The following is a 20496-nucleotide window of genomic DNA, read 5'->3' on the forward strand; positions in this document are numbered from 1 at the left end:
ACATGTAGCCTTTAGTTAAACAGCTCTTTAACATCTACATTCTTACGCTCTGATTCAACTATCTCAAATACCTGTTTTCTTTTGTAGTTCATAGCACTTGCCATAAAGTTTGTAGGAACCATCTCTATAGCATTATTGTAGTCTGTAACACTCTGATTGTAAGCACGTCTTGCAGCTGATATTTGCTCTTCTATTTCATGAAGTGTATGCTGAAGATGCATTACATTTTCATTTGCTTTAAGTTCAGGGTAGTTCTCAACAGCAATCATAATAGAACCAAGAGCAGAACTCACTTTAGCATCAAGAGCTATTTTATGTTCATCGCTAATATTTGGCTTGTTTGCCTCAGCGCGAAGTTTTGTAACCTCTTGTAAAAGAGATTTTTCATGCTCCATATATTTACTGACTGATGCAACAAGATTTGGGATTAGGTCATATCTTTTTTTAAGAACTGTATCTACGCTTGCGAAGATATTCTCAACTTGATTTTTCTTTGCAACTAAAGAGTTGTACATCAAAACTAAAACTATAACAATTAAAATAAGAACTATAAGTGATGTTGACATGTGATTTCCTTTTATTATTTAGTACTATATCAAAAATAATTTCGCTATCTACGCTTAGACCGCCTGGGTCACTAAAGCTAAACTCTTAGGAGTTAGATTTATATGTAGTTTATCTAAAAAACTCTAAGGTTTTGTTATGTCTTTCGCAGCTAAATATCCACTAGCCCAGGCAAAGGCAAAGTTATACCCGCCACGACGACCAAGAACATCTAAAACCTCTCCGCAGAAGTATAGTTTTTTTTGTTTAAGTGATTCCATAGTCTTTGGGTTTACTTCAGTTGTATCCACTCCGCCACCGCTTACTTCGGCATGTCTGAAGCCGTGAGTCTCGTTTACTTCAAAACGCCAGTTTAACATCTGATTTGCTATTTTTTTACTAAGTTTTATTCCGATTTCAGAGCTACATGTTGTAGCAGATATTTTTAAATCCTCTAGCAGTCCATGTGCTATTTTAACAGGGATTAGACCGGCTAATATATCAGCTATTGTAAACTCAGGCATACTCAAAGCCATTTTACTAATATGGGCTGATAGTTTTTGTGCATTGAAATTTGGAAGTAGGTTTATAGCTATATCAACTTTTGCATACTCCATCAGAGCAACACTTGCACGTTGGGATACATCGAGTATAGCAAAGCCTGAAACTCCATAGTTAGTAAAGAGAATATCACCGCTACATGTAGAGTCTTTTTTATTGTTGATTAGTAGTGTAACTTCGCCATTTATTTTAGCTCCGCTCATCTTGTGGGCGATTGAGGAGTCCAAATGAAACTGGACTAAAGATGGATATGTTGGGATGATGTTATGTGTATACTCCTCTGCAAACTCTAAGCCATCACGGTTTCCACCTAGATGTGAAGCAGCCTCAGAACCAGTAGCTATAACAACAGCATCATATTCAGCAATCAGTTTTTTAATATCAGTTATTTTTGAATTTACATGTATATTTACACCGAGGTATTTTGCATGATTTTGTAAAAGTGAAGCAACGCTTTTGGCTTCGTTACTAAGCGGATAAGCACGCCCATCATCTTTTATATCAAGCAAAAGGCCGATACTATCACAAAATTTTTCAAACTCTTTAAAGCCAAATTCTTTTAATGCAAACTCTGTAAATAATGGGTTATCACTAAAAAAATCGTTTGAGCTTAGGTTAACGTTTGTAATATTGCATCGCCCATTTCCAGAGACTAAAATCTTTTTAGCACACTTTGAATTTTGTTCGAATATATCTACAAATAGATTTTTTTTGGCACAAAATATTGCACATAAAAGACCAGATGCACCCCCGCCTATTATTGCTATTTTTTTTGTGCTCATTTAAAGAGTTACAACCTTAGCGCCAAATCCACCTAGGTATTGCGGCGCATCTTCAAACTTTTTAACTCTTGGGTGAGCAATAAGAAAGTTTTTAACAGCGTATGAGAGTTTTCCTGTTCCTATTCCGTGATAGATAATCACTTCATCCCAGCCATTAATAAGTGCATCGGAGATAAACTTGTCTAGTGCTTCTGTCGCTTCATCGGCTCTCATACCATGAAGGTCACACTTTAATCCCGATCTTTTTTCTACACTTACTTTTACGTCGGTGCGAGGGTTTTGTTTTACTATTTTAGTATGCTTGAGCTGTGAGGTTTTAACGCGAACTCTCATCCCTTCAATCTCTATAGTGGCATCTTTTTTGTCCCTCATTGAGACGATAACACCTTTTTTACTGTGGTATTTAACACTATCTCCAACTTTGAACTCTTCTTGAATGATAACTTGCTCTTTTTTATCTTTAGGAAGTTTTTTATTTGCCTTGTCCATAGCTCTGTGAATAGCCTTTGAATCACCGGCACGTGCTGCTGTTTTAGCTTCATTTATTGCAACATCGTAGCTGTTTTTCAGCGCATCTCTCTGCTCTTGCAATTCAGAATAAAGCTTCTCTCTTTGAGCTTTTATATCTAACTCTTTTGCTTTTAACTCTTCTAGCTTCTCATCAACTTTTTGGTGTTTTTGTTTTAGCTCACGCTCTAGTTGTGAACCTCTTTCAATAAGCAGGCTTAGCTTTTCGCTGTTGTCACCGTAAACAATTTTTGCCTCATTTACAATAGTGTTTGAGATCCCATATCTGCTAGCTGTCTCAAAAGCATAACTCTTACCTATGATTCCTTGCATAAATTCATAAGTTGGTTTTCTTTGCTCTTCATCGTAAATAGCAGCCATCAGTTCAACATCATCACGGTCAGCCATAAGTGCAGCAAGACGTTTGTGGTGAGTTGTAACTACAACTTTTTGACCTCTTTTTATCAAATCATCAAGAATCACTTTAAACAGAGCTGCAGCTTCGTCACTGTCTGTTCCGAGTTCTATTTCATCCACACCTACAAGAGCCTCTTTATGCTCAAATATTTTAGAGAACTCCTGCATACGTCCGGCAAAAGTTGAGATGTCATTTTTAACATTTTGAGGGTCGTCTATAATTGCTAAAACGCTTTTGAAACTTCCTACATGTGATCTGTTTTCATTTAGCTTCATCGGTATTATATATTTAGCCATAAACGCCGCTGCTAATATCGATTTTAAAAGCATTGTTTTACCACCCGCATTAACGCCGGTAACCATAAGTATGTTCTTAGAGAAGTCTACATGTATAGGTTTCGCATGCTGAATGGCAGGATGGTAAAAGCCATCTAAAATAATTTTAGAATCTTTTTTTGACTTGATAATCTGCAAATTAGATGAACGGGCGAACAAAACTCTAGCTTGGTAGTTGTCAAACTTTGTAAACTCTTTGTCTATAAAAGCTATGAAAAGTTGAAGTTCAGATAGTTTGTTAGAGAACTCTTTTGCATATCTGTAAAAGATTGACTCTCTCTCTTGGTTAATATATCGTATTTGCTCTTTAGACTTTAGTATGGAATCAGGAGCTACAAAAAAGCCTCCACTGCTACTTCTGCTAATAACCGCACCCTTTAGAACATGGTTAAATCCACCGCGAACTAGAACACACTCTTCATCATTTATAAGATGTATCTGAGAATCCATAAGATATGAGGAGAGTTTCGCATTAGAGATTAGTCTTTTCAAAGAGGAGCTAATATTCGCTTTATGCTCTCTTACTCTCGCACCTAAACCAAATAGTGTCTCATCAAGGTTTTCTTCAAATTTTCCATCGTGAGTGAAGTATTTTTCAACTTCGTTGAACTTTTCATCAATTATAAATTTTCTCATCCACTCACCGATGATGCCGTCTAATTCTTTATTTTTAAAGTAGCGGAAATATCTGACAACTTTTACAATCTCAAAAATCTGTTCAAAATTCAAAACACCATGTTTTTTCAGATGTCCTTTAATAGTAAAGAAATCTGCTACTTTAGGGGGTGCTTTAAACTCTATAGTGTCAAGTGATTTTATGTATTTATAGTGAAGTTCTTGGTCTCCCTCAATGTATAGAGCGCTCTCTCTTGAGAAAAACTGCTTAAATGAGTTTATATGTTCATTTAGGTCGAGCTGATTGATTAGGTGATCAATCTTTGAAGTTTTTTCTACTCGCATGTAGATGCGCTAATCATCTGGCCGTAGTTTGGAGTTTTCTCTTTGCCTATGAAAGTGTATGTTCCAATGCTCAGTGTATAGTTACTGCTGTTTACATCAATGCCATCGCATTTAATTGTTTTTTCTTGGTTAAATTTCATAACAGTATTTAGCATGCTTTGTGTTTGATGATTGCTGTATTTATTAAACCCGATTGCTGAGAGTACTACAGCTAAGAGAATTAAAGTTACCAAAGTTTTTTGATGTTTTGTTAATTCTGTAAAGTAGTGCATAGATAAAAAGAAAAGCCCTACAATTACAAGTCCTGCTAAATATTGCACTAGAGAACACCTCTTATTTGATAAGTTATATCTCCAGCACCAAAACCAATAATAAGACCTTTGTCTAAAGTTTTAAGAGCCTCTTTGTCTTTCATGATGGTAATGGTGTTGTTCGCCCTTGTGATGTTGTCCGCCATAGTGAGGTTGTATCTTTTAAACTTCTCTTTAAAGTCAATCTCTCTAGTTGCTTCACCCGCAGACCAAACAGGAAGAATAATAAGCTCTTCAGCCCCTTCAAAACATTTTATAAACTCTTCAAGATTATCTATTGTGCGAGAGTATTTATGCGGTTGCCAAATAGCTGTTATCTTGTCGAAACCTTTTAAAAGAGCGTACTCTTTAACTGATTCAAAAGTTGCTTTTATCTCTGTTGGATGGTGCCCATAATCATCAATTATTACGCTTCCTTGTTCTGCTCCGACTATATCAAAACGTTTTTTTATTCCCTTGAATGAAAGAATGTTTTCTCTAATATATTCAATATCCATTGACTCATTTGCAGCAAGAATTGCCAAAGCCGCATCAAGAGCGATATGCTTTCCAAATCCCCAAACATCAAAGTTACCTAAATCTTTAAGAGTAAACCTTGTATGTGGCTCGTCGTTAATAAGTATAAATTCTATATTTGTAATATCTCTACTTGGATATAACCAGTTGGCATCAACTTCATCTTTTAGAGTTGCTAAAAATGGGTCTTCAGCGTTAAGAACACGACAAGGAGCAGATTTTATAAAAGTTTTATATGAGTCATAAAAACGCTCGTAGTTGTAGTCGTAATACTCCATATGTTCAGGTTCAGCATTGATTACAATTGCACAATGAGGATTTGAATTTATAAAACTTCCATCACTCTCATCAGCTTCGAAAAGCATAATATCTGTCTCTTCGTTATATCTGACATTTGAGCCAAAAGCTTTTGATTCTGCACCGATAATCGCTGAACCGCTCATTATGGCTGCTAGTATTGCTGTTGTTGTGCTCTTGCCGTGAGCGCCGGCAACAGAGTAAACTTTTGATTTATCCAGAATTTTAAGCAAAGCTTCTCGGCGAGCAAGAACTTCAATCCCTTTTGCTTTAGCTTCCAATACTTCTGGATTATTAGGACTGATTATTGCAGAATGAATAACCAAGTCTTGATTGTTGATTGCTGAGGCAGAATGAGGAATTGTTACCTCTATTCCCATAGAGCGAAGTTTTTTCGTAATAATCGTATCAGCTATATCTGAACCACTAACTTTATGCCCTTGAAAGTGCATATATTGTGCTAAACCTGAAATACCAATTCCGCCGATTCCAATAAAGTGAACTTTCATTCGCTACTCCCCATACTATTATAAATCTCACATATTATGAACAAGTCCATAATATGTTCACTCACTAAAGCTACACCTTCGGTGAGAGGAGTCATGATGACTCTTCTTGGGTTTTATCAAGCAATTTTTGTGCCTCTTTGTTAAAACAGCTTATATAAAATGTGCCAGCTGCTTCAGTTGCATCAATATCTGCTATGTTAGCAAGAAAATCGTCCAAAGATAAGTTCTCTTTAGTAGCTATCCAGTGAAACTTTAATGCGCTAGAAAAATTAGTATCATTAGTAAGTCCACTAAGGACTTCAAATAGTGCACTTGCGTCTGCTACTGCACCAGCACTGTAATGCTCTATCGCATACTCATAAAGTGCTCTGATGGTAGCAAAATCCTGAACTTCATTCATGTCCATAACTCTATGAGCTTCTAATGTGTCCGTCAGCTTTTCAAGCGCCAAATCAAGAATATTTGCATAAAATCCATTTAGTGTATCTTCATCAAAAGTCTCATGTGCACGCTGTTCTAAAATATACAGTGAAGCTATGTCATCACTTTGTTGAGCTTTAAGAACCTCTGCTTTTAACTTTTCTACTTTATTCATGACAAACACTCCTTGATTCTTAACAATGCATCTTTGGTTTTTTCTACATTTTCTACTAAAGCAATTCTAATAAAACCTTCTCCAGGATTTACTCCACTTTTATTCTCTCTGCCGAGATACTCACCAGGGAGTACTTTTACATTGTACTCTTTATACAATTTTTTTGTAAAATCGATTGCATTTGGAACTTTGAGCCATATGTAAAAAGTTGCATCAGGAGTAGCTACTCCTAAAATCTCTTTTGCTAGTTTAAAATTTTCTTTGTAAATTTCTCTTGCTTTTTCTACATGCTCTTCATCCATCCAAGCTGCTGCAGCTGCATGTTGAAGAGGAAGAGGAGAGGCACACCCAATATAAGTTCTATATTTCATATACTCTTTTAAGATATTTTCATCTCCTGCTATAAATCCAGAACGAAGTCCAGGGGCAGATGAACGTTTAGATATAGAGTTAATTACTAAAATATTTTTAAATGTAGTATTTCCTACATGTAGAGATGCTTCAAGGAGTGAATTTGTTGGTTTATTTGTATAGATTTCGCTGTAGCACTCATCATTTATAAGTACAAAATTATGTTTTAAAGCTAGTAAAATCCACTCTCCCAGTTCATCAACAGTTAAAGTAGAAGTTGTAGGATTGTTTGGAAAGTTTAAAATAACAATATTACATGTAGATAATGTATCTTCGTCTATCTCTGGTTTAAAATGGTTCTCTTGATTTAGGTCTAAATGAATTATTTTAGCTCTTGATGCTATAGCTGCACCCTCATAAATCTGGTAAAAAGGGTTTGTAAATGCAATAGTAGGCTCTTTTTTGTCAAATAGAAAAAATTGAGGAAAGTTAAATAGCACTTCACGGGTTCCAAAAGTAGGGATTATCTGTGCATCACTAAGCTCTACGCAAAATCTTTTCAATACAAATCCACGCTGAGCTTCCCTTAGTTTTGCTTCACCGGCAGTAACTGGATATTTTTTAAGTAAATTAGAATTTTCACAAAGGGCTTTTTGTATAAAATCTGGAGTTTCAAACTGCGGCTCACCTATGGTCAAAGCAGATGGAGAATAGTTTTTGTTTGGTGTTATCTCTTGAAGTAAATTGTTTAGTTTTTCAAATGGATATGGTTCAAAATTCATATTTTATCGCCTTTATATAATCGCGGTATTATAGCTTAAATGTATAAACTACTCATTAAATTCATTTGCCAGACATGGGGCAACCCCTTCTGAGTCTCTGCAAAACTTTGCATCTCTGTCGAAAAAAATAAAATATGGTCTGAGTTTAATATTAAGGCTCTTGGCAAATTTTGAAATGTCATCAATAATTTGCAATGTTTTTTCATTTGCTTCAAACTCGTCAAAATCTATAAATGTGTTATTGTTAAGCATTATGTCTAAAAGTGTGGACTTAGGATTCTCTGATTGATAAATATATTGGATAAACTCAATGGATTCAAATCTTGGAAGTTCAAGTAAAAAAATGTGGTAAGTATTTTTTGATTTGAGTAACTTGTCTTCAAAAATTTTGGTTATGTATTTTTGAGAGAGTGAACATAACGGGTCAACAAAAACATAAATATCGCTGTCTGAACCGCTGCCAATGTTTATTTCATATTTGGAAATGGAATTTAAAAAGTTTAAAGAAGTGTTTTCATCTGTTTTATACTCACTTGCAAATAGATTAAAACAGAGTAATATTATATAAAAAAGTTTCATTTTTACCCCTTTGGTAGTCCAAATTTTTGAGTAACAAGTTCTCCATCATTATTAAAAAACAGATAATAAAGCTTGTCTTTTTGCACGCTTAGACCAGCTAAAAATCTAAGTGCAAAATTGGCTTGAAGAGAAGCAATATGCATAACAATAGGTGCAGCAATTCCAGCTGGAGTTTGAGAAGTTATTTTAAAGGCATCAGTAAAAAGAGAGTTCTCAAAAAAACACACCTGTCCATGAAAAGCCTCCACGCTCCCGTAAACCCAAGGTCTGTTTTTACTTTTTGCATAATTGTCAATTTCTGCTCTGGTTTGGAGATTGTCTGTTGCATCTATGATTAAATCAACTTCAATATTTTTTTTACTAAACTCATCAAAGTTACACTCATGAGCAATAGATTTTACATAAGGACATCTTTGCTCAATAATTTCTGCATTAATAAGTGCTTTATTCTTCCCCTCATCCCCCATTTTAAACGCTATTTGACGGTGTATATTATGTAGGCTCACTTCGTCAAAATCAACAATATGAATCTCACCGATGCCGCTGGCGCCAAGAGCGAAAGCCAAAGAACTTCCAAGCCCGCCTGCACCAACTATAACAATTTTTTTGGTTTGAAGCAACTCTTGAGTATCTTCTCCCCAAAGTTGTATTTGACGGTTGAAGTATTTAATCATAGCGAGTTCCTTTTATTTATTGCCTCTTTAAATCCCCAAGTGCGTCTTGCATAAACAACCTCTGTATGGCTCATATCTACTATCATCAACTCTTCTTTGTTCCCTAAATGCTCAAGAAGTTCACCATTTGGCGATGCCAAAAGAGAATCTCCGTAAAATTTCCAACTGAACTCTTTATCTATATACTCTCCAATTCGGTTTGCTCTTAATATATAACAGTTTTGAGTAAAAGCACGAGATAGTATAAGTGCTTTCCATCTTTCAAATGAATCAAAGGTAGAGACACTAGGAAGTAAAATACAATCAATATTCTTGGAAGATATTTGTTCAAATATCTTATCGAAATGAAGTTCAAATCCACTCATAACAGCAAATTTAAAGCCATCAATTTTAAAAATAAGAGGTGCTACTATTGTTTTTATATCATTGTTGAAAAACTTCTCTTCGTTCCAGTGAGCATAATTAATTAGAAGCTGTTGTTGATAATAAGAGGTAGAAGAGGGGGAGAATTTTGCTATCGTTTTATAAACATTTTGTTTCTTCACAAGTATCAAGGGTGCAATAATAGTCATATTGTACTTTATTGACAACTCTCTTAAAATCTTACTTTGATGAAGCCCTTGCTCTTTTATCATACTTATAGTCAGAGTTTGAAGTTCTTTAAAAAAAGGGTTCAATATATATTCACCAAGAAGTAAAACTTTAACCCCTTTTTTATGTGCAATTCTAATGTAGTTATATAGCTTTGTTGAGCTCATCCCTTGGGCACTAAGTTGTAAAACTGCCGCTTTCACTTTAGATTCTCCCTATGGATAATCTTATCGCTACAAAATACAAGCATTTTTACTTTTCTTTTATCTCTGTTATCTTAATAACAGCATCTTCGAGAATTTTTTGTGCTTTACTTAGCTCACTCATCCCTTTTTCATAAGCCTCTACACTCTCTTGTAGAGTTATTTCAGGGTTCATAAGTTTTTCTAAAATCTCTTTAGCACTATCTAGTTTAGATTCGAAGTTTTCTTCAGCCATTTTTTTCTCCTATAAATTTAGTTTGTTTACTCATTGTCATCTCTGTAAGCGGTTAAAAATTGACATGTCAAATAGTCTATTGCCTCAAGAGTATCCTCGTAAGGGTTTTCTGATTCAATAAGAGTGTCAGCTACGTAAGTAAAAGCATGTGTTTTTATATTGTTATCTCGAGTTGTAGTGACCTCTTCAGCTAAGCCAATAAAAATACTTATAATGTACTCTTCTTCAGCCACTTCTCTTGATTTTATTTTTACAACAAATGAAATTGGATCAATTTCTCCAAAAGTAAAGCCCTCTTTTTGTAGTTTTTTAATTATAAATTTTTTAATACTCTCTTTTTCTTCTTTTTTCATAAAAGTTGTGTAGTTTGTAAAGTGAAATTTTAAATTTTCAACATTATCTAGTGTAAACATTGAAGATGAGAAGAGTGAGCTACATGTAAATAAAATAATAAGTAGCTTTTTAATCATTTTGACACTTCTTTATAAGAATTTAGCGCTTCATCTATACTCAGTGAAAAGTCTTTTTTATTGACATATGAGATAGATTTATATATGCTATTTTCAGTATTTGGGTCTATGAAAAATACACCAGGAATTGCTGAACTATTATACTTTTTTGGATAATGTTCTTTTTCTCTGTATTTATCTACAATGGCTGGTATAAAATCTTTTTTTATTTTAGTTGAAATAGATAAACTTTGTAGAGTTTTTCTCTCAAATTTTTTGCACCATGGACAATAGTCAGCCACTACTACAAGCATAATCATTTTGTTCTCTTTTTTTGCTATTTTTAGGGCAGAATTATAATCTCTTAGGTAGCCTACTTCTTTAGCAAATTCATCAATACGAGCTCCCAAAAGAGAAGTGATAAATAAAAGTGTTGTTATGAAAATCTTCATACTACTCCCTTTTTTACTTTAGTACATCCGTTACATAATCTTGAAATTTATCAAGTTCAACTAAAAAAGCATCATGACCATAGTCACTGTCTATATCTATATAATGGTGATTTTTATTTCCTATTTCCGTTAATGTATCACTAAGTTCTTTCATCTCAAAGTTTTTAAAAAGCTGGTCATTTCTAAAGCTGATAAGGTGTAACTCAGCAGTTACTTTTGTCATAGCTTCACTTAGTGAGTCAAACCCACGAGATAGATCAAAGAGATTAATAGCTTTTGTAATGTATAAATAAGCTAAAGGGTCAAACCATTTTGTAAAATTATATCCGTTATACTCGAGGTATGATTCAACTTGAAATTTACCAAATAACTCGTAAAGACCATCATCTCTTTTGTATTCTCTTCCAAATTTTTTTCTCATTGACTCATGTGATAAAAAGCTAATATGCCCAGCCATACGACCAACCGCCATACCTGAAAGTCCTTGTTCTTTTATAACTTCTGGGTCATAATAACCCTGTTTAAAATCAGGGTCTTTTAGTATAGATTCTTGGGCAACTTTATTAAATGCTATAGCCCATGGCTGTGTAGCGTGTGTTGCTGCCATTGAGATGATTTTTGTTGCAAAATTAGGATAATGTATAGCAAATTGTAAGGCTTGCATACCACCCATTGAACCACCAAGAATAGCATAAACTCTATGTATATCTAGTCTATCAAAAAGAATTCTTTGTGCTTTTACCATATCTTTGATTGTGACAACCGGAAACTTATAGCGATAAGGTTCGTGATGTGGAACTTTAGGACTCATAGGGCCAGATGAACCAAAACAGCTCCCAATGACATTTGAGCATATTACAAAATATTTATCTGTATTTATTGCTTTGCCTGAACCGATTAGTCCATCCCACCATCCAGCTTTATTTTCATCTTCATAAGTTCCGGCACAATGGTGAGAACCTGTAAGTGCATGACAAATCACAATGACATTACTTTTGTCATCATTGAGTTCACCATATGTCTCATAAGCTATGTCATAAGGCTCTAAAATACGTCCACTCTCCAGATAGAGCGGATTAGTAAAGTGTTCCGTATGTGTTTTTAAATTCAGTGACAAGTTTTTAACTCTCCATAAAATAATTGTGTTATTCTAGCGAAAATGACTTAATGCTAATTTACTGATTATAGCCTAAGCCTCCAATGCTTGTTTTATATCTGCTATTAAATCAGCAGAACTCTCTAAACCACAAGAGATTCGGATAAGACCTTCTGGTACTCCACATGCAATTAACTCTTCGTGTGATAGTTGCTGATGTGTTGTAGAAGCAGGGTGGGTGATGATTGATTTTGAATCACCAATATTTACAACAAGTGAGTAAAGCTCAGTAGCATTTACTATTTTTGTTGCACTCTCTAAAGAATCAACTTCAAAACTAAGAAGTCCAGAGCATGCTCCATCTTCAAAATACTTTTGAGCGTTTTCATAGTTGGAGTTACTTTTTAAACCTGGATAATTTACTTTTTTTACTTTTGGATGTGACTCTAAAAATTCAGCTAAAGCAAGAGCATTTTTAGAGTGTTCTCTCATACGAAGAGCTAGTGTTTCTATCCCTTGAATAAATAACCAAGAGTTAAATGGAGATACAACAGCACCTAAATCACGAAGTAGTGAAAGACGAGCACGAAGTGTAAAAGGAGGTAGTCCAACTTCTGTGTAAACTAAGCCGTGGTAAGAGGCATCCGGCTCATTAAAGTGGGCATAGCGAGGGTTGTTTTTTAACTTATTTACCAACTCTTTTCTCTCAACTAAAATACCGCCAATAGCCAAGCCTTGACCAGTTGTATATTTACTGGCACTATGAACTGAAATATCAGCACCATGCTCAAAAGGACGGCATAAAACAGGTGTTGCAACAGTATTGTCCACAACTGTTAAAATTCCGTGCTTATTTGCAACTTTAGTAATTGCTTCGATATCTGCTACATCGATACTAGGATTTGTAAGGGACTCAAAAAATATAACTTTTGTTTTGTCATCTACAAGTGCTTCTATCTGCTCAGGTGCGTGAACATCAAAAAATCTAGCTTCAATGCCGAATCTTTTAAGAGTGTGAGTATTTAGAGTTAGGCTTCCACCGTAAAGCTGTTTAGCACATACTATGTTATCACCAGCCTCAGCAGCATTAGCAATAGCATAAAATATTGCACTCATTCCACTCGATGTTGCAATAGCAGCCTCACCACCCTCAAGCTGGGCAAATCTTTTTTCAAATACATCAGTTGTCGGGTTATTAAGGCGAGTGTAGATATTTCCCAACTCTTTTAAAGCAAACAAGTTTGCAGCATGTTCTACGTCACGAAACTCATAAGCAGTAGTCATATAAATAGGAACTGCCATAGTCCCCTGAGAATCTTTTTCATAACCTGCGTGTAGCGCTTTTGTTTGTAAATCCATTGTGTTTTCCTAGTGCTTTAAAAGTTTACTTTAGTAATTTTGTTATTTTATCAAAAATGACTTAACTCTGAGTTGTAAACAGCTACTATTTAAATATTGAACTTTTTGATAAATTTAGCAACTTTATTTAAAAAATAGTGTTAGATATCTTCTGTGTAATCATAAATGACTACAGTTCCAGCTAAAAGGTCATGCAGTCCTCTTTTATCTTCTCTGAATGCAACCATTAGAAATCCTATAAGAAAGGCTAAAGTAGAGACTATATAGCCAAGTGAACGGGTTATCGCCTGTTTATTGTCAATGTCTTGAAATGTTTTTGCATCAACAATCTTTACATGTAGATATTTTTTACCAGGAGTGGCTCCTCGCCATCTTCTCCAAAAAATCATAGTCACCATTAATACTGAAACTTCAAAAAGAAGTTCCCACTTCATTGACATTTGTGGTTGTGACGATAGAGCTTTGCTTGCATTTCCACTCATTGCATAAGCCATGTTTTTTTGATATTGTGCAAAGTCAAACCAGTTTCCATCACTTAAAAAATAGATAATTATAGCTACTGGAAGAGCTAAAAGAATAGTATCAAGTAGAGATGCAAAAAAACGAACCCAAAATCCAACATATCTTACTTTATCCATTATAGTAAACCATAGGCATCAGGACTTTTAGGTTCACCATAGTAGTAACCTTGAATATAATCAATCCCGAGCTCCCTCACGCTGTCGTCTAACTCTTTAGTGCTGACAAACTCTGCTATAGTTTTAATATTTGCATTTTTTGAATATGCAATAATCCCCTTAATCATATGCTTAATATTTACATCAATATTTATCTTTTCTATCAATGAACCATCTAGTTTAATATAGTCAATATCGAGTTGTGTTATATTTGTAAAGTTTGAATATCCAGAACCAAAATCATCAATAGAGATTTTACATCCAAACTCTTTAACCATTGAGATAAACTCTTTTATTCTTTTATAGTCGAGTATATCTTCAGATTCAACAATTTCAAAGGTGATACCATCTCCTCCATACTTATTTAACCTGTTTTTGATGTATTCTAGCATAGTTTTAGACGTGATATTTTCATAGGTAAGGTTTATTGATATATTTACATCATTTTTTTCAAATACATTAAATACTTTTTGCATCATCTGTCTTGTGAAAAATTCAAAAGTTTTATCTTCTTTGGCAGAATCTAAAAAGTAATATGGAGAGATAATCTCTCCATCATCTGTCTCTAGTCTGGCTAGTGCTTCATATTTAATTATTGAGTTATCTGAAGTATCTATTATTGGTTGAAAATAAGGAATTATTTTTCCTTTATGAAGAGCATTTTTATAGATTCTTAATCTGTCTAGATTGTCTTTTTGCAGTTGTTTTGCAGTTTGATTACTACTATAAATTTTATAGTTTTCTTTAGAAATTATTGCATCTTGAAGGACAATATCAGCGTGATTAAATACATTTAAAATACCGTATGAAACTCCAGCTGTAAAATCAGCAAGAATATTTGTGTTTGCATTGTTTTCATCTTCATCATTAGGCATTAAGATAGAGTGTATTAAAAGTGAAAAATATTTCTCAAATAATTTTTTATTTGTTACTAAAATAGCAAATTCATTTAAATTTAGACTATAAAGTGAAGCCTCTTCCTCTTTTAGTACATATAGTAATTCTTTTGTTTTTTTTATTACTAGATCTGTTGCATACTTATCTCCATAAATATCTTTTAGTGAATTAAGTTGATTAATATGTAATAGTATTAGCATCGCTTCTTTTTGCAACACTGAAATATCTTGCAGTAAAGCAATTCTGTTTGGAAGTTTTGTTACTCTATCTATATTTTTTAATTTTTCAACATAGGACTGGTCAATTTTAAGGAGTATGTTATTCCTTCCATTAAGTTTTGCTTGATTAAGATTAGAATCAGCTATATTATATAAATTGTTGTTGCTTATATTATAAAGTATGGTGTCAAGATTGACTCCACCAATTGTGGCAGTTAAATATTTTGATACATTACTTTGGGAATTATCTATTTTTAGAGACTCGATAGAACTAAGCAAGTCATAGGAAAAATTTTCTATAAAAGCGTCATCTTTATTTAAAATTATAACCGCAAATTCTTCTTCGCTGATTTTAAATATATTGTATGCTTTTGAATCAGTATATTTATTTAATATACTGGATATTTTAATAAGTGCATTATCTGCTTTAGCATTTCCATAAGTGTTTTTAAACTCTGTATAGTAATCTATCTCAATTAGTAACAGTGCAAAATTTTCTTTCTTCCAAATTGAGTTCTTGAGTTCTTTTTTTATAAAATAATCAAAATTTCTTTTGTTGTAGAGCATTGTAAGCGGGTCTTTAATGGATAGTTCTTCTAATCTTTTTTGATTAGTAATATCTTCTTTTATTGAGGTATAGCCTATTTTTACATTTTCTTCATTATACAAAGGGGTAATAGTAGTGTTAATCCAGTACTCTTCGCCGCTGATTTTATTGTTTTTTAATTCACCTACCCATATTCTGTCTTTTAAGATAGTATCCCATAAGTTTTGAACAATATTATTATCTAAATCTTGATTCCTGAAAATACTGTGATTTTTTCCAATCACTTCTTCCATTTTATAGCCTGTGAAATCTAAATAAGCTTTTGATATATCTGTGATTTTTCCATTTATGTCTGAGGATGTGAAATATACATGTTGATCAATAATTTTCTTTTTTTGCTTAAGTAAAAACTCTTTATTCTTAAGTTTATTTTGAAGTATAGTTTTTTTAGCTAAATCTATTAATATATGTTTGATGCTATCAAGGTTAATTATTGGCTTTAATATAAAATTGTCAACACCTATACCAATTGCATCTAAATAATATTTTGAATCACTGCCTATCGTGGTAACAGCAATGATTTGATTTTTGTTATATGCTTTTATTTTGCTACTCATGATTAGTCCATTCATATCAGACATATTGACATTAGTAAGGACAATATCATAATAATCGTGAGTATCAGAAAAATATCTTTTATAAAGTTCAAGGCCTTCTGTAGTGCTTTTAGCTACAACTACTTCTAGAAATAAATTTTTGATTAGATTAAGTGTAGAAGTTATAACTTCTTCATCACTTTCAATATATAAAAGTTTTAATTTTGTAGTATATTCTGATAGTTCTTCTAAACTGTCCATTTACTTTTTCCTCAACATGATATGTTACAAAAATTAATACTTTAATATCACTATAGGTGGCAATTATATATTACATTTCATTCAGATAAAATTAATTTTTTTAAATATCTATTTAGAGCAAAAAAATGCTCTAAAGATTTGGGGTGAGGAGATTGTAGTTATATTTGGTAATTAGGTGCTTCTTGAGTAATAATAACATCATGAACATGGCTCTCTTTAAGTCCTGCACTTGTTATCTCAACGAACTCTGCTTTATCCCAAAAAGTTTCTATGTTCTTGCTGCCGCAGTAGCCCATTGAAGCGCGAAGTCCACCCATCATCTGGTGAACAATTCCAGCAATGCTTCCACGAAATGGTACACGACCTTCAATTCCTTCTGGAACTAACTTATCAGCTGCAGTTCCTTCTTGGAAATATCTGTCATTTGAACCTTTTTGCATAGCACCAATACTTCCCATACCACGGTATGATTTATACTGACGACCCTGAAACATGATTGTCTCTCCTGGTGACTCTTCAGTACCAGCTAAAAGTGAGCCAGCCATAATACAAGATGCACCAACTGCTAAAGCTTTAGCAATGTCACCTGAGTATTTTATACCACCATCTGCAATAACAGGAACACCGTGTTTTCTCGCAGCTTCAGCACACTCAGCAATTGCAGACATTTGTGGAACACCTACGCCAGCAACAATTCTTGTAGTACAAATAGAACCAGGTCCTATACCAACCTTTACTGCATCTGCTCCAGCTTCAATAAGTGCTTCCACTGCTTCAGCTGTTGCAATATTTCCTGCAATAACATCAACTTCCATTGTCTCTTTTATTTTTCTTACAGTATCTAAAATACCTTTTGAATGACCATGAGCTGAGTCAAGTACTAAAACATCACAGCCAGCATCAACAAGTGCTTTTGCACGGTCAAATTGACCAACACCAATTGCTCCGCCAACAACAAGTCTGCCAAAAGCATCTTTGTTTGAATTAGGATACTCTATGCGTTTTTTAATATCTTTGATAGTAACAAGACCTTTTAAAAATCCATCTTTATCAATAATAGGTAGTTTTTCTATTTTATGTTTGTGCATAATATCTGCAGCATCATCTAAAGATATGCCATTCTCGGCAGTGATAAGAGGCATTTTTGTCATAACTTCATCTGCACGTTTGCTCATGTCTTTTTCAAATCTCATATCACGGTTTGTTAAAATACCTAACAGCCTGTTGTGAGCATCAATAACAGGTACTCCAGAGATTTTATATTCACTCATTAATGCATCTGCATCTGCTAGAGTTGCATCTGGATGAACATAAATAGGGTCTATAATAATCCCGCTCTCACTCTTTTTTACTTTTTTTATCTGTTTACATTGAGCCTCAATATCCATGTTTTTATGGATAATTCCGATACCGCCAAGTCTAGCCATAGCAATTGCTGCTCTATACTCAGTAACAGTATCCATCGCAGCAGAAACCATAGGAATCTTAAGTGAAATGTTACGAGTTAGCTTACTTCCTATAGAAACCTCTTTTGGAAGTACTTCAGAATACTGAGGTACTAATAATACATCTTCGAATGTCAGTGCTTTTTTACGAATTCTCATGGTTATCCTTTGGTGCTAAGAATATAATATGCTTATTTCTTTATAATTTTTGGATTATAGCTTTTTTGTGGTTAAAAATAGGTAAATCGTTTTTTGTACTCTCTAAATATAGTTATATTTCATGGTTTTTCCAAGCTTGGATTGCATCATTAAGAGTCTCAAATCCGCTAACTCTACCAATAACAAAAACTTCATCAAAAACATAACAGCAAATATTGCCGTTTAGTTCCAGCATAAAGACAGCATACTCATCTCCGCGTACATCTTTTGAGATAACCCTCATACCATCTACTGTATCGTTTATTTCTACTATATCGTCATACTCAACATTAAGCAATTCTTTGCCATTACTAGTATATATAGCCATTTTTGCCTCTTTGTAATCATGATTTTTCTTCTACATGTAGCAGCAATATCTGTTCTCGTTTGTATATTAAACGGAGTGTAGTTCTAAAAAGAAACCATTTAATTTTTCTCGACATTCAACAATTAAGGCTAGGTCTTCTTCTTCCCACTCAGAGTTTATTACTCGACGAAGTTCATAATTATAATATTCATTATCTTTTACCCAATCTTTATCTATCATTGCATATGAATAAGCAAGAAATCCACCTGCTGAATGAGAAGAACCCATATGCTGTTTGATTTTCTCATAAAATGGTTTTGCTCTTTCAAGTAGTTCATCCAAAATATCAAGTGTGTCTAGTCTTATTCCTGATTCCAAATCTTTTAACTGTTCATCGTAGCTCTCTAGTTTTATGTCAGGAAACTTCCACTTCATATATTCATAAATAGAGTCAGATGTTATTGCTTGATGCAGATTGTATTGGTTAAGTGGTTCATCAAGTTCATGCATGTTCTCTCCATTACTAACTGGTTGTTGCTTAAAGACTGTTTAGAGTCTATTTCGTTATTATATAATAATGTGGCATTTTTTTAAAGAGAACGATTATAATAAATATGTTTTTTTTGATGTAGATTGTTATTTGGTCTTTACATTTTAAGTTTTTCTAATAGTAGTTTAAAATTAACATGCAAATGGCAAAGAAGCCCTTTACATGTAGAGTTTTATTTAGTGTAGTTAATCTGCTTCTCTAAACTAAGAGCACCGTCAAAAAGTGTCTGCTCATCGTAAGCTTTAGCAATTAGTTGAAGTCCAACTGGCATGCCGTTTTCGCCTTTGTTGATTGGTAGTGAAAGGGCGGGGAGTCCTGCAAGGTTTACACTAATAGAGTATAAATCGCTTAAGTACATGTCCATAGGATTTTTAAGCTCTCCGAACTTAGGTGCAGTACCAGGTGCGATTGGAGAAAGTATCAAATCTACATCTTTAAATATTTTTGCATATTGGTCTTTGATGATGTGTCTAGTTTTTTGTGCTTTTACATAGTAAGCTTCATAGTAACCGCTTGAAAGAACGAAGTTACCAAGTAATATACGACGTTTAACTTCATCACCAAAACCATTGCTTCTAGTTTGTATAAAAGTATCTTCAAGATTTGTACCAGTTACACGGTTTCCATAACGTATGCCGTCATATCTAGCTAAGTTTGTAGTAGCTTCAGCAGTTGCCGTGATGTAGTAAGCAGAGATATCAAATTTAGCATCCATCAACTCACGCTCTACTATCTCATGACCTGCATTTTTAAGTTCAGTTATTGCTAGCTCATAAGCTTTTTTTATATCTTCACTTGCATTTTCAATATGCTTAGGAAGCACAGCGATTTTTAGTTTTCTAGTAGCGTCAAGTTTATCTGAAACTTTATCATTCATATTTACAGAGGTTGAATCTTTTTCATCATGACCGCTGATTATGTCATATAAAATTGCAGCATCTTCAACGTTTTGTGTCATAGGTCCAATTTGGTCAAGAGAAGAAGCGTAAGCACCTAATCCGTAACGGCTTACTCTTCCGTAAGTTGGTTTCATTCCAACTATTCCACAAAATGAAGCAGGTTGACGGATACTTCCACCAGTGTCACTACCAAGAGCAGCAATAGCTAAACCAGCAGCAACAGCAGCAGCAGAACCACCAGAACTTCCTCCAGGGACATAGTCGCTATTGTGAGGATTTAAAGTTTTGCCATAAAAGCTAGACTCTGTAGTTGAGCCCATAGCAAACTCATCCATATTTGTTCTACCAAAAGGAGTTAGTCCTGCTTTTGCCATTTTGTTGATTACAGTCGCGTTATATGGAGCAATGTAACCTTGAAGAATGTTTGATCCAGATGTTACAGACCAGTCTTGTACTTGAATATTGTCTTTAATAGCTATTGGAACACCATCGCCAGCATTGTTTACGTCAAGATATGCATTGAGTTCAGGTTTTGCTTCAATCTTAGATTTTAAATCTTCTTTAAATTTTTTTAATTCATCTTTAGATAATTTTAGGGCTTCTTTTAATGTTATCACTAAACTTCCTTTGTCTATTTTGTATGAAAAAGGAACAAAGTCCCATTTTCTACGCTAGCCGCTATGGCACTAAAGCTTGTCGCCAAAGCGACATATTTTTATTTTTTGAATTGTTTAACTGCAAATATACCAATGCCTATAAAAATAAATATCACAGCAATTGTAGCTATGACAAATGA

The 20496-nt window shown here is 33.8% G+C and carries 21 protein-coding genes; all 21 read right to left on the reverse strand.

Going from position 1 to position 20496, the window contains the following annotated elements; all coding sequences use genetic code 11:
- Positions 1-11: 11 nt before the first annotated feature.
- The 21 genes from HUE87_RS04580 to gatA all read right to left on the reverse strand — a co-directional run bounded on the left by HUE87_RS04580 (position 12) and on the right by gatA (position 20317).
- Positions 12-566 (reverse strand): LemA family protein, encoded by a 555-nt coding sequence (locus HUE87_RS04580; RefSeq protein WP_194367554.1) that lies wholly within the window; start codon positions 564-566, stop codon positions 12-14.
- 123 nt (positions 567-689) lie between these two features.
- Positions 690-1886, reverse strand: coding sequence for a BaiN/RdsA family NAD(P)/FAD-dependent oxidoreductase (locus HUE87_RS04585; protein WP_194367555.1), 1197 nt, complete (start codon positions 1884-1886; stop codon positions 690-692).
- On the reverse strand, positions 1887-4106 hold the full coding sequence (locus tag HUE87_RS04590; protein WP_194367556.1) for an endonuclease MutS2: 2220 nt from the start codon (positions 4104-4106) through the stop codon (positions 1887-1889).
- Positions 4097-4426, reverse strand: coding sequence for a hypothetical protein (locus HUE87_RS04595; protein ID WP_194367557.1), 330 nt, complete (start codon positions 4424-4426; stop codon positions 4097-4099). The genes HUE87_RS04590 and HUE87_RS04595 overlap by 10 nt, the downstream gene beginning before the upstream one ends.
- Positions 4426-5739: a UDP-N-acetylmuramate--L-alanine ligase gene (murC, locus tag HUE87_RS04600; protein ID WP_194367558.1), complete on the reverse strand. Its 1314-nt coding sequence runs from the start codon at positions 5737-5739 to the stop codon at positions 4426-4428. The genes HUE87_RS04595 and murC overlap by 1 nt, the downstream gene beginning before the upstream one ends.
- 91 nt (positions 5740-5830) lie before the next feature.
- A complete protein-coding gene (locus HUE87_RS04605) occupies positions 5831-6334 on the reverse strand; it encodes a hypothetical protein (RefSeq protein ID WP_194367559.1) in 504 nt (167 codons plus the stop codon).
- Entirely contained in the window at positions 6331-7467 is a 1137-nt protein-coding gene (locus HUE87_RS04610; protein ID WP_194367560.1) for a succinyldiaminopimelate transaminase, read from the reverse strand. The genes HUE87_RS04605 and HUE87_RS04610 overlap by 4 nt, the downstream gene beginning before the upstream one ends.
- Positions 7468-7515: 48 nt before the next feature.
- Entirely contained in the window at positions 7516-8046 is a 531-nt protein-coding gene (locus HUE87_RS04615) for a hypothetical protein (RefSeq protein ID WP_194367561.1), read from the reverse strand.
- Between the two features lie 2 nt (positions 8047-8048).
- Positions 8049-8720, reverse strand: a complete 672-nt coding sequence (locus tag HUE87_RS04620; protein ID WP_194367562.1) for a HesA/MoeB/ThiF family protein — start codon at positions 8718-8720, stop codon at positions 8049-8051.
- Positions 8717-9514 carry a carbon-nitrogen hydrolase family protein gene (locus HUE87_RS04625; protein WP_194367563.1) on the reverse strand — a complete coding sequence of 266 codons (798 nt, stop codon included), beginning with the start codon at positions 9512-9514 and terminating at the stop codon, positions 8717-8719. The genes HUE87_RS04620 and HUE87_RS04625 overlap by 4 nt, the downstream gene beginning before the upstream one ends.
- Before the next feature lie 49 nt (positions 9515-9563).
- The gene (xseB, locus tag HUE87_RS04630) at positions 9564-9749 is read right to left on the reverse strand and encodes an exodeoxyribonuclease VII small subunit (protein ID WP_194367564.1); all 186 of its coding nucleotides are present in this window, start codon (positions 9747-9749) and stop codon (positions 9564-9566) included.
- 26 nt (positions 9750-9775) lie between these two features.
- Positions 9776-10219, reverse strand: coding sequence for a hypothetical protein (locus HUE87_RS04635; RefSeq protein ID WP_194367565.1), 444 nt, complete (start codon positions 10217-10219; stop codon positions 9776-9778).
- Positions 10216-10650: a thioredoxin family protein gene (locus HUE87_RS04640; protein ID WP_194367566.1), complete on the reverse strand. Its 435-nt coding sequence runs from the start codon at positions 10648-10650 to the stop codon at positions 10216-10218. Before HUE87_RS04640 ends, HUE87_RS04635 begins: the two co-directional genes overlap by 4 nt.
- A 13-nt stretch (positions 10651-10663) precedes the next feature.
- Positions 10664-11767: a homoserine O-acetyltransferase MetX gene (gene metX, locus HUE87_RS04645; protein ID WP_194367567.1), complete on the reverse strand. Its 1104-nt coding sequence runs from the start codon at positions 11765-11767 to the stop codon at positions 10664-10666.
- Between the two features lie 72 nt (positions 11768-11839).
- The gene (locus HUE87_RS04650; RefSeq protein ID WP_194367568.1) at positions 11840-13105 is read right to left on the reverse strand and encodes an O-acetylhomoserine aminocarboxypropyltransferase/cysteine synthase family protein; all 1266 of its coding nucleotides are present in this window, start codon (positions 13103-13105) and stop codon (positions 11840-11842) included.
- Positions 13106-13245: 140 nt separating this feature from the next.
- Positions 13246-13743 carry an RDD family protein gene (locus HUE87_RS04655; RefSeq protein WP_194367569.1) on the reverse strand — a complete coding sequence of 166 codons (498 nt, stop codon included), beginning with the start codon at positions 13741-13743 and terminating at the stop codon, positions 13246-13248.
- Positions 13743-16301, reverse strand: coding sequence for an EAL domain-containing protein (locus tag HUE87_RS04660; protein WP_194367570.1), 2559 nt, complete (start codon positions 16299-16301; stop codon positions 13743-13745). The genes HUE87_RS04655 and HUE87_RS04660 overlap by 1 nt, the downstream gene beginning before the upstream one ends.
- Before the next feature lie 158 nt (positions 16302-16459).
- A complete protein-coding gene (gene guaB / locus HUE87_RS04665) occupies positions 16460-17905 on the reverse strand; it encodes an IMP dehydrogenase (protein WP_194367571.1) in 1446 nt (481 codons plus the stop codon).
- A gap of 112 nt (positions 17906-18017) precedes the next feature.
- Complete coding sequence (locus tag HUE87_RS04670; RefSeq protein WP_194367572.1) at positions 18018-18272, reverse strand: hypothetical protein; 255 nt, start codon at positions 18270-18272, stop codon at positions 18018-18020.
- A 66-nt stretch (positions 18273-18338) separates the two neighbouring features.
- Positions 18339-18761, reverse strand: a complete 423-nt coding sequence (locus HUE87_RS04675; RefSeq protein ID WP_194367573.1) for a hypothetical protein — start codon at positions 18759-18761, stop codon at positions 18339-18341.
- A 212-nt stretch (positions 18762-18973) separates the two neighbouring features.
- Positions 18974-20317, reverse strand: a complete 1344-nt coding sequence (gene gatA / locus HUE87_RS04680; RefSeq protein ID WP_194367574.1) for an Asp-tRNA(Asn)/Glu-tRNA(Gln) amidotransferase subunit GatA — start codon at positions 20315-20317, stop codon at positions 18974-18976.
- Positions 20318-20496 lie beyond the last annotated feature (179 nt).

Source organism: Candidatus Sulfurimonas marisnigri (assembly GCF_015265475.1).
GTDB lineage: Bacteria > Campylobacterota > Campylobacteria > Campylobacterales > Sulfurimonadaceae > Sulfurimonas > Sulfurimonas marisnigri.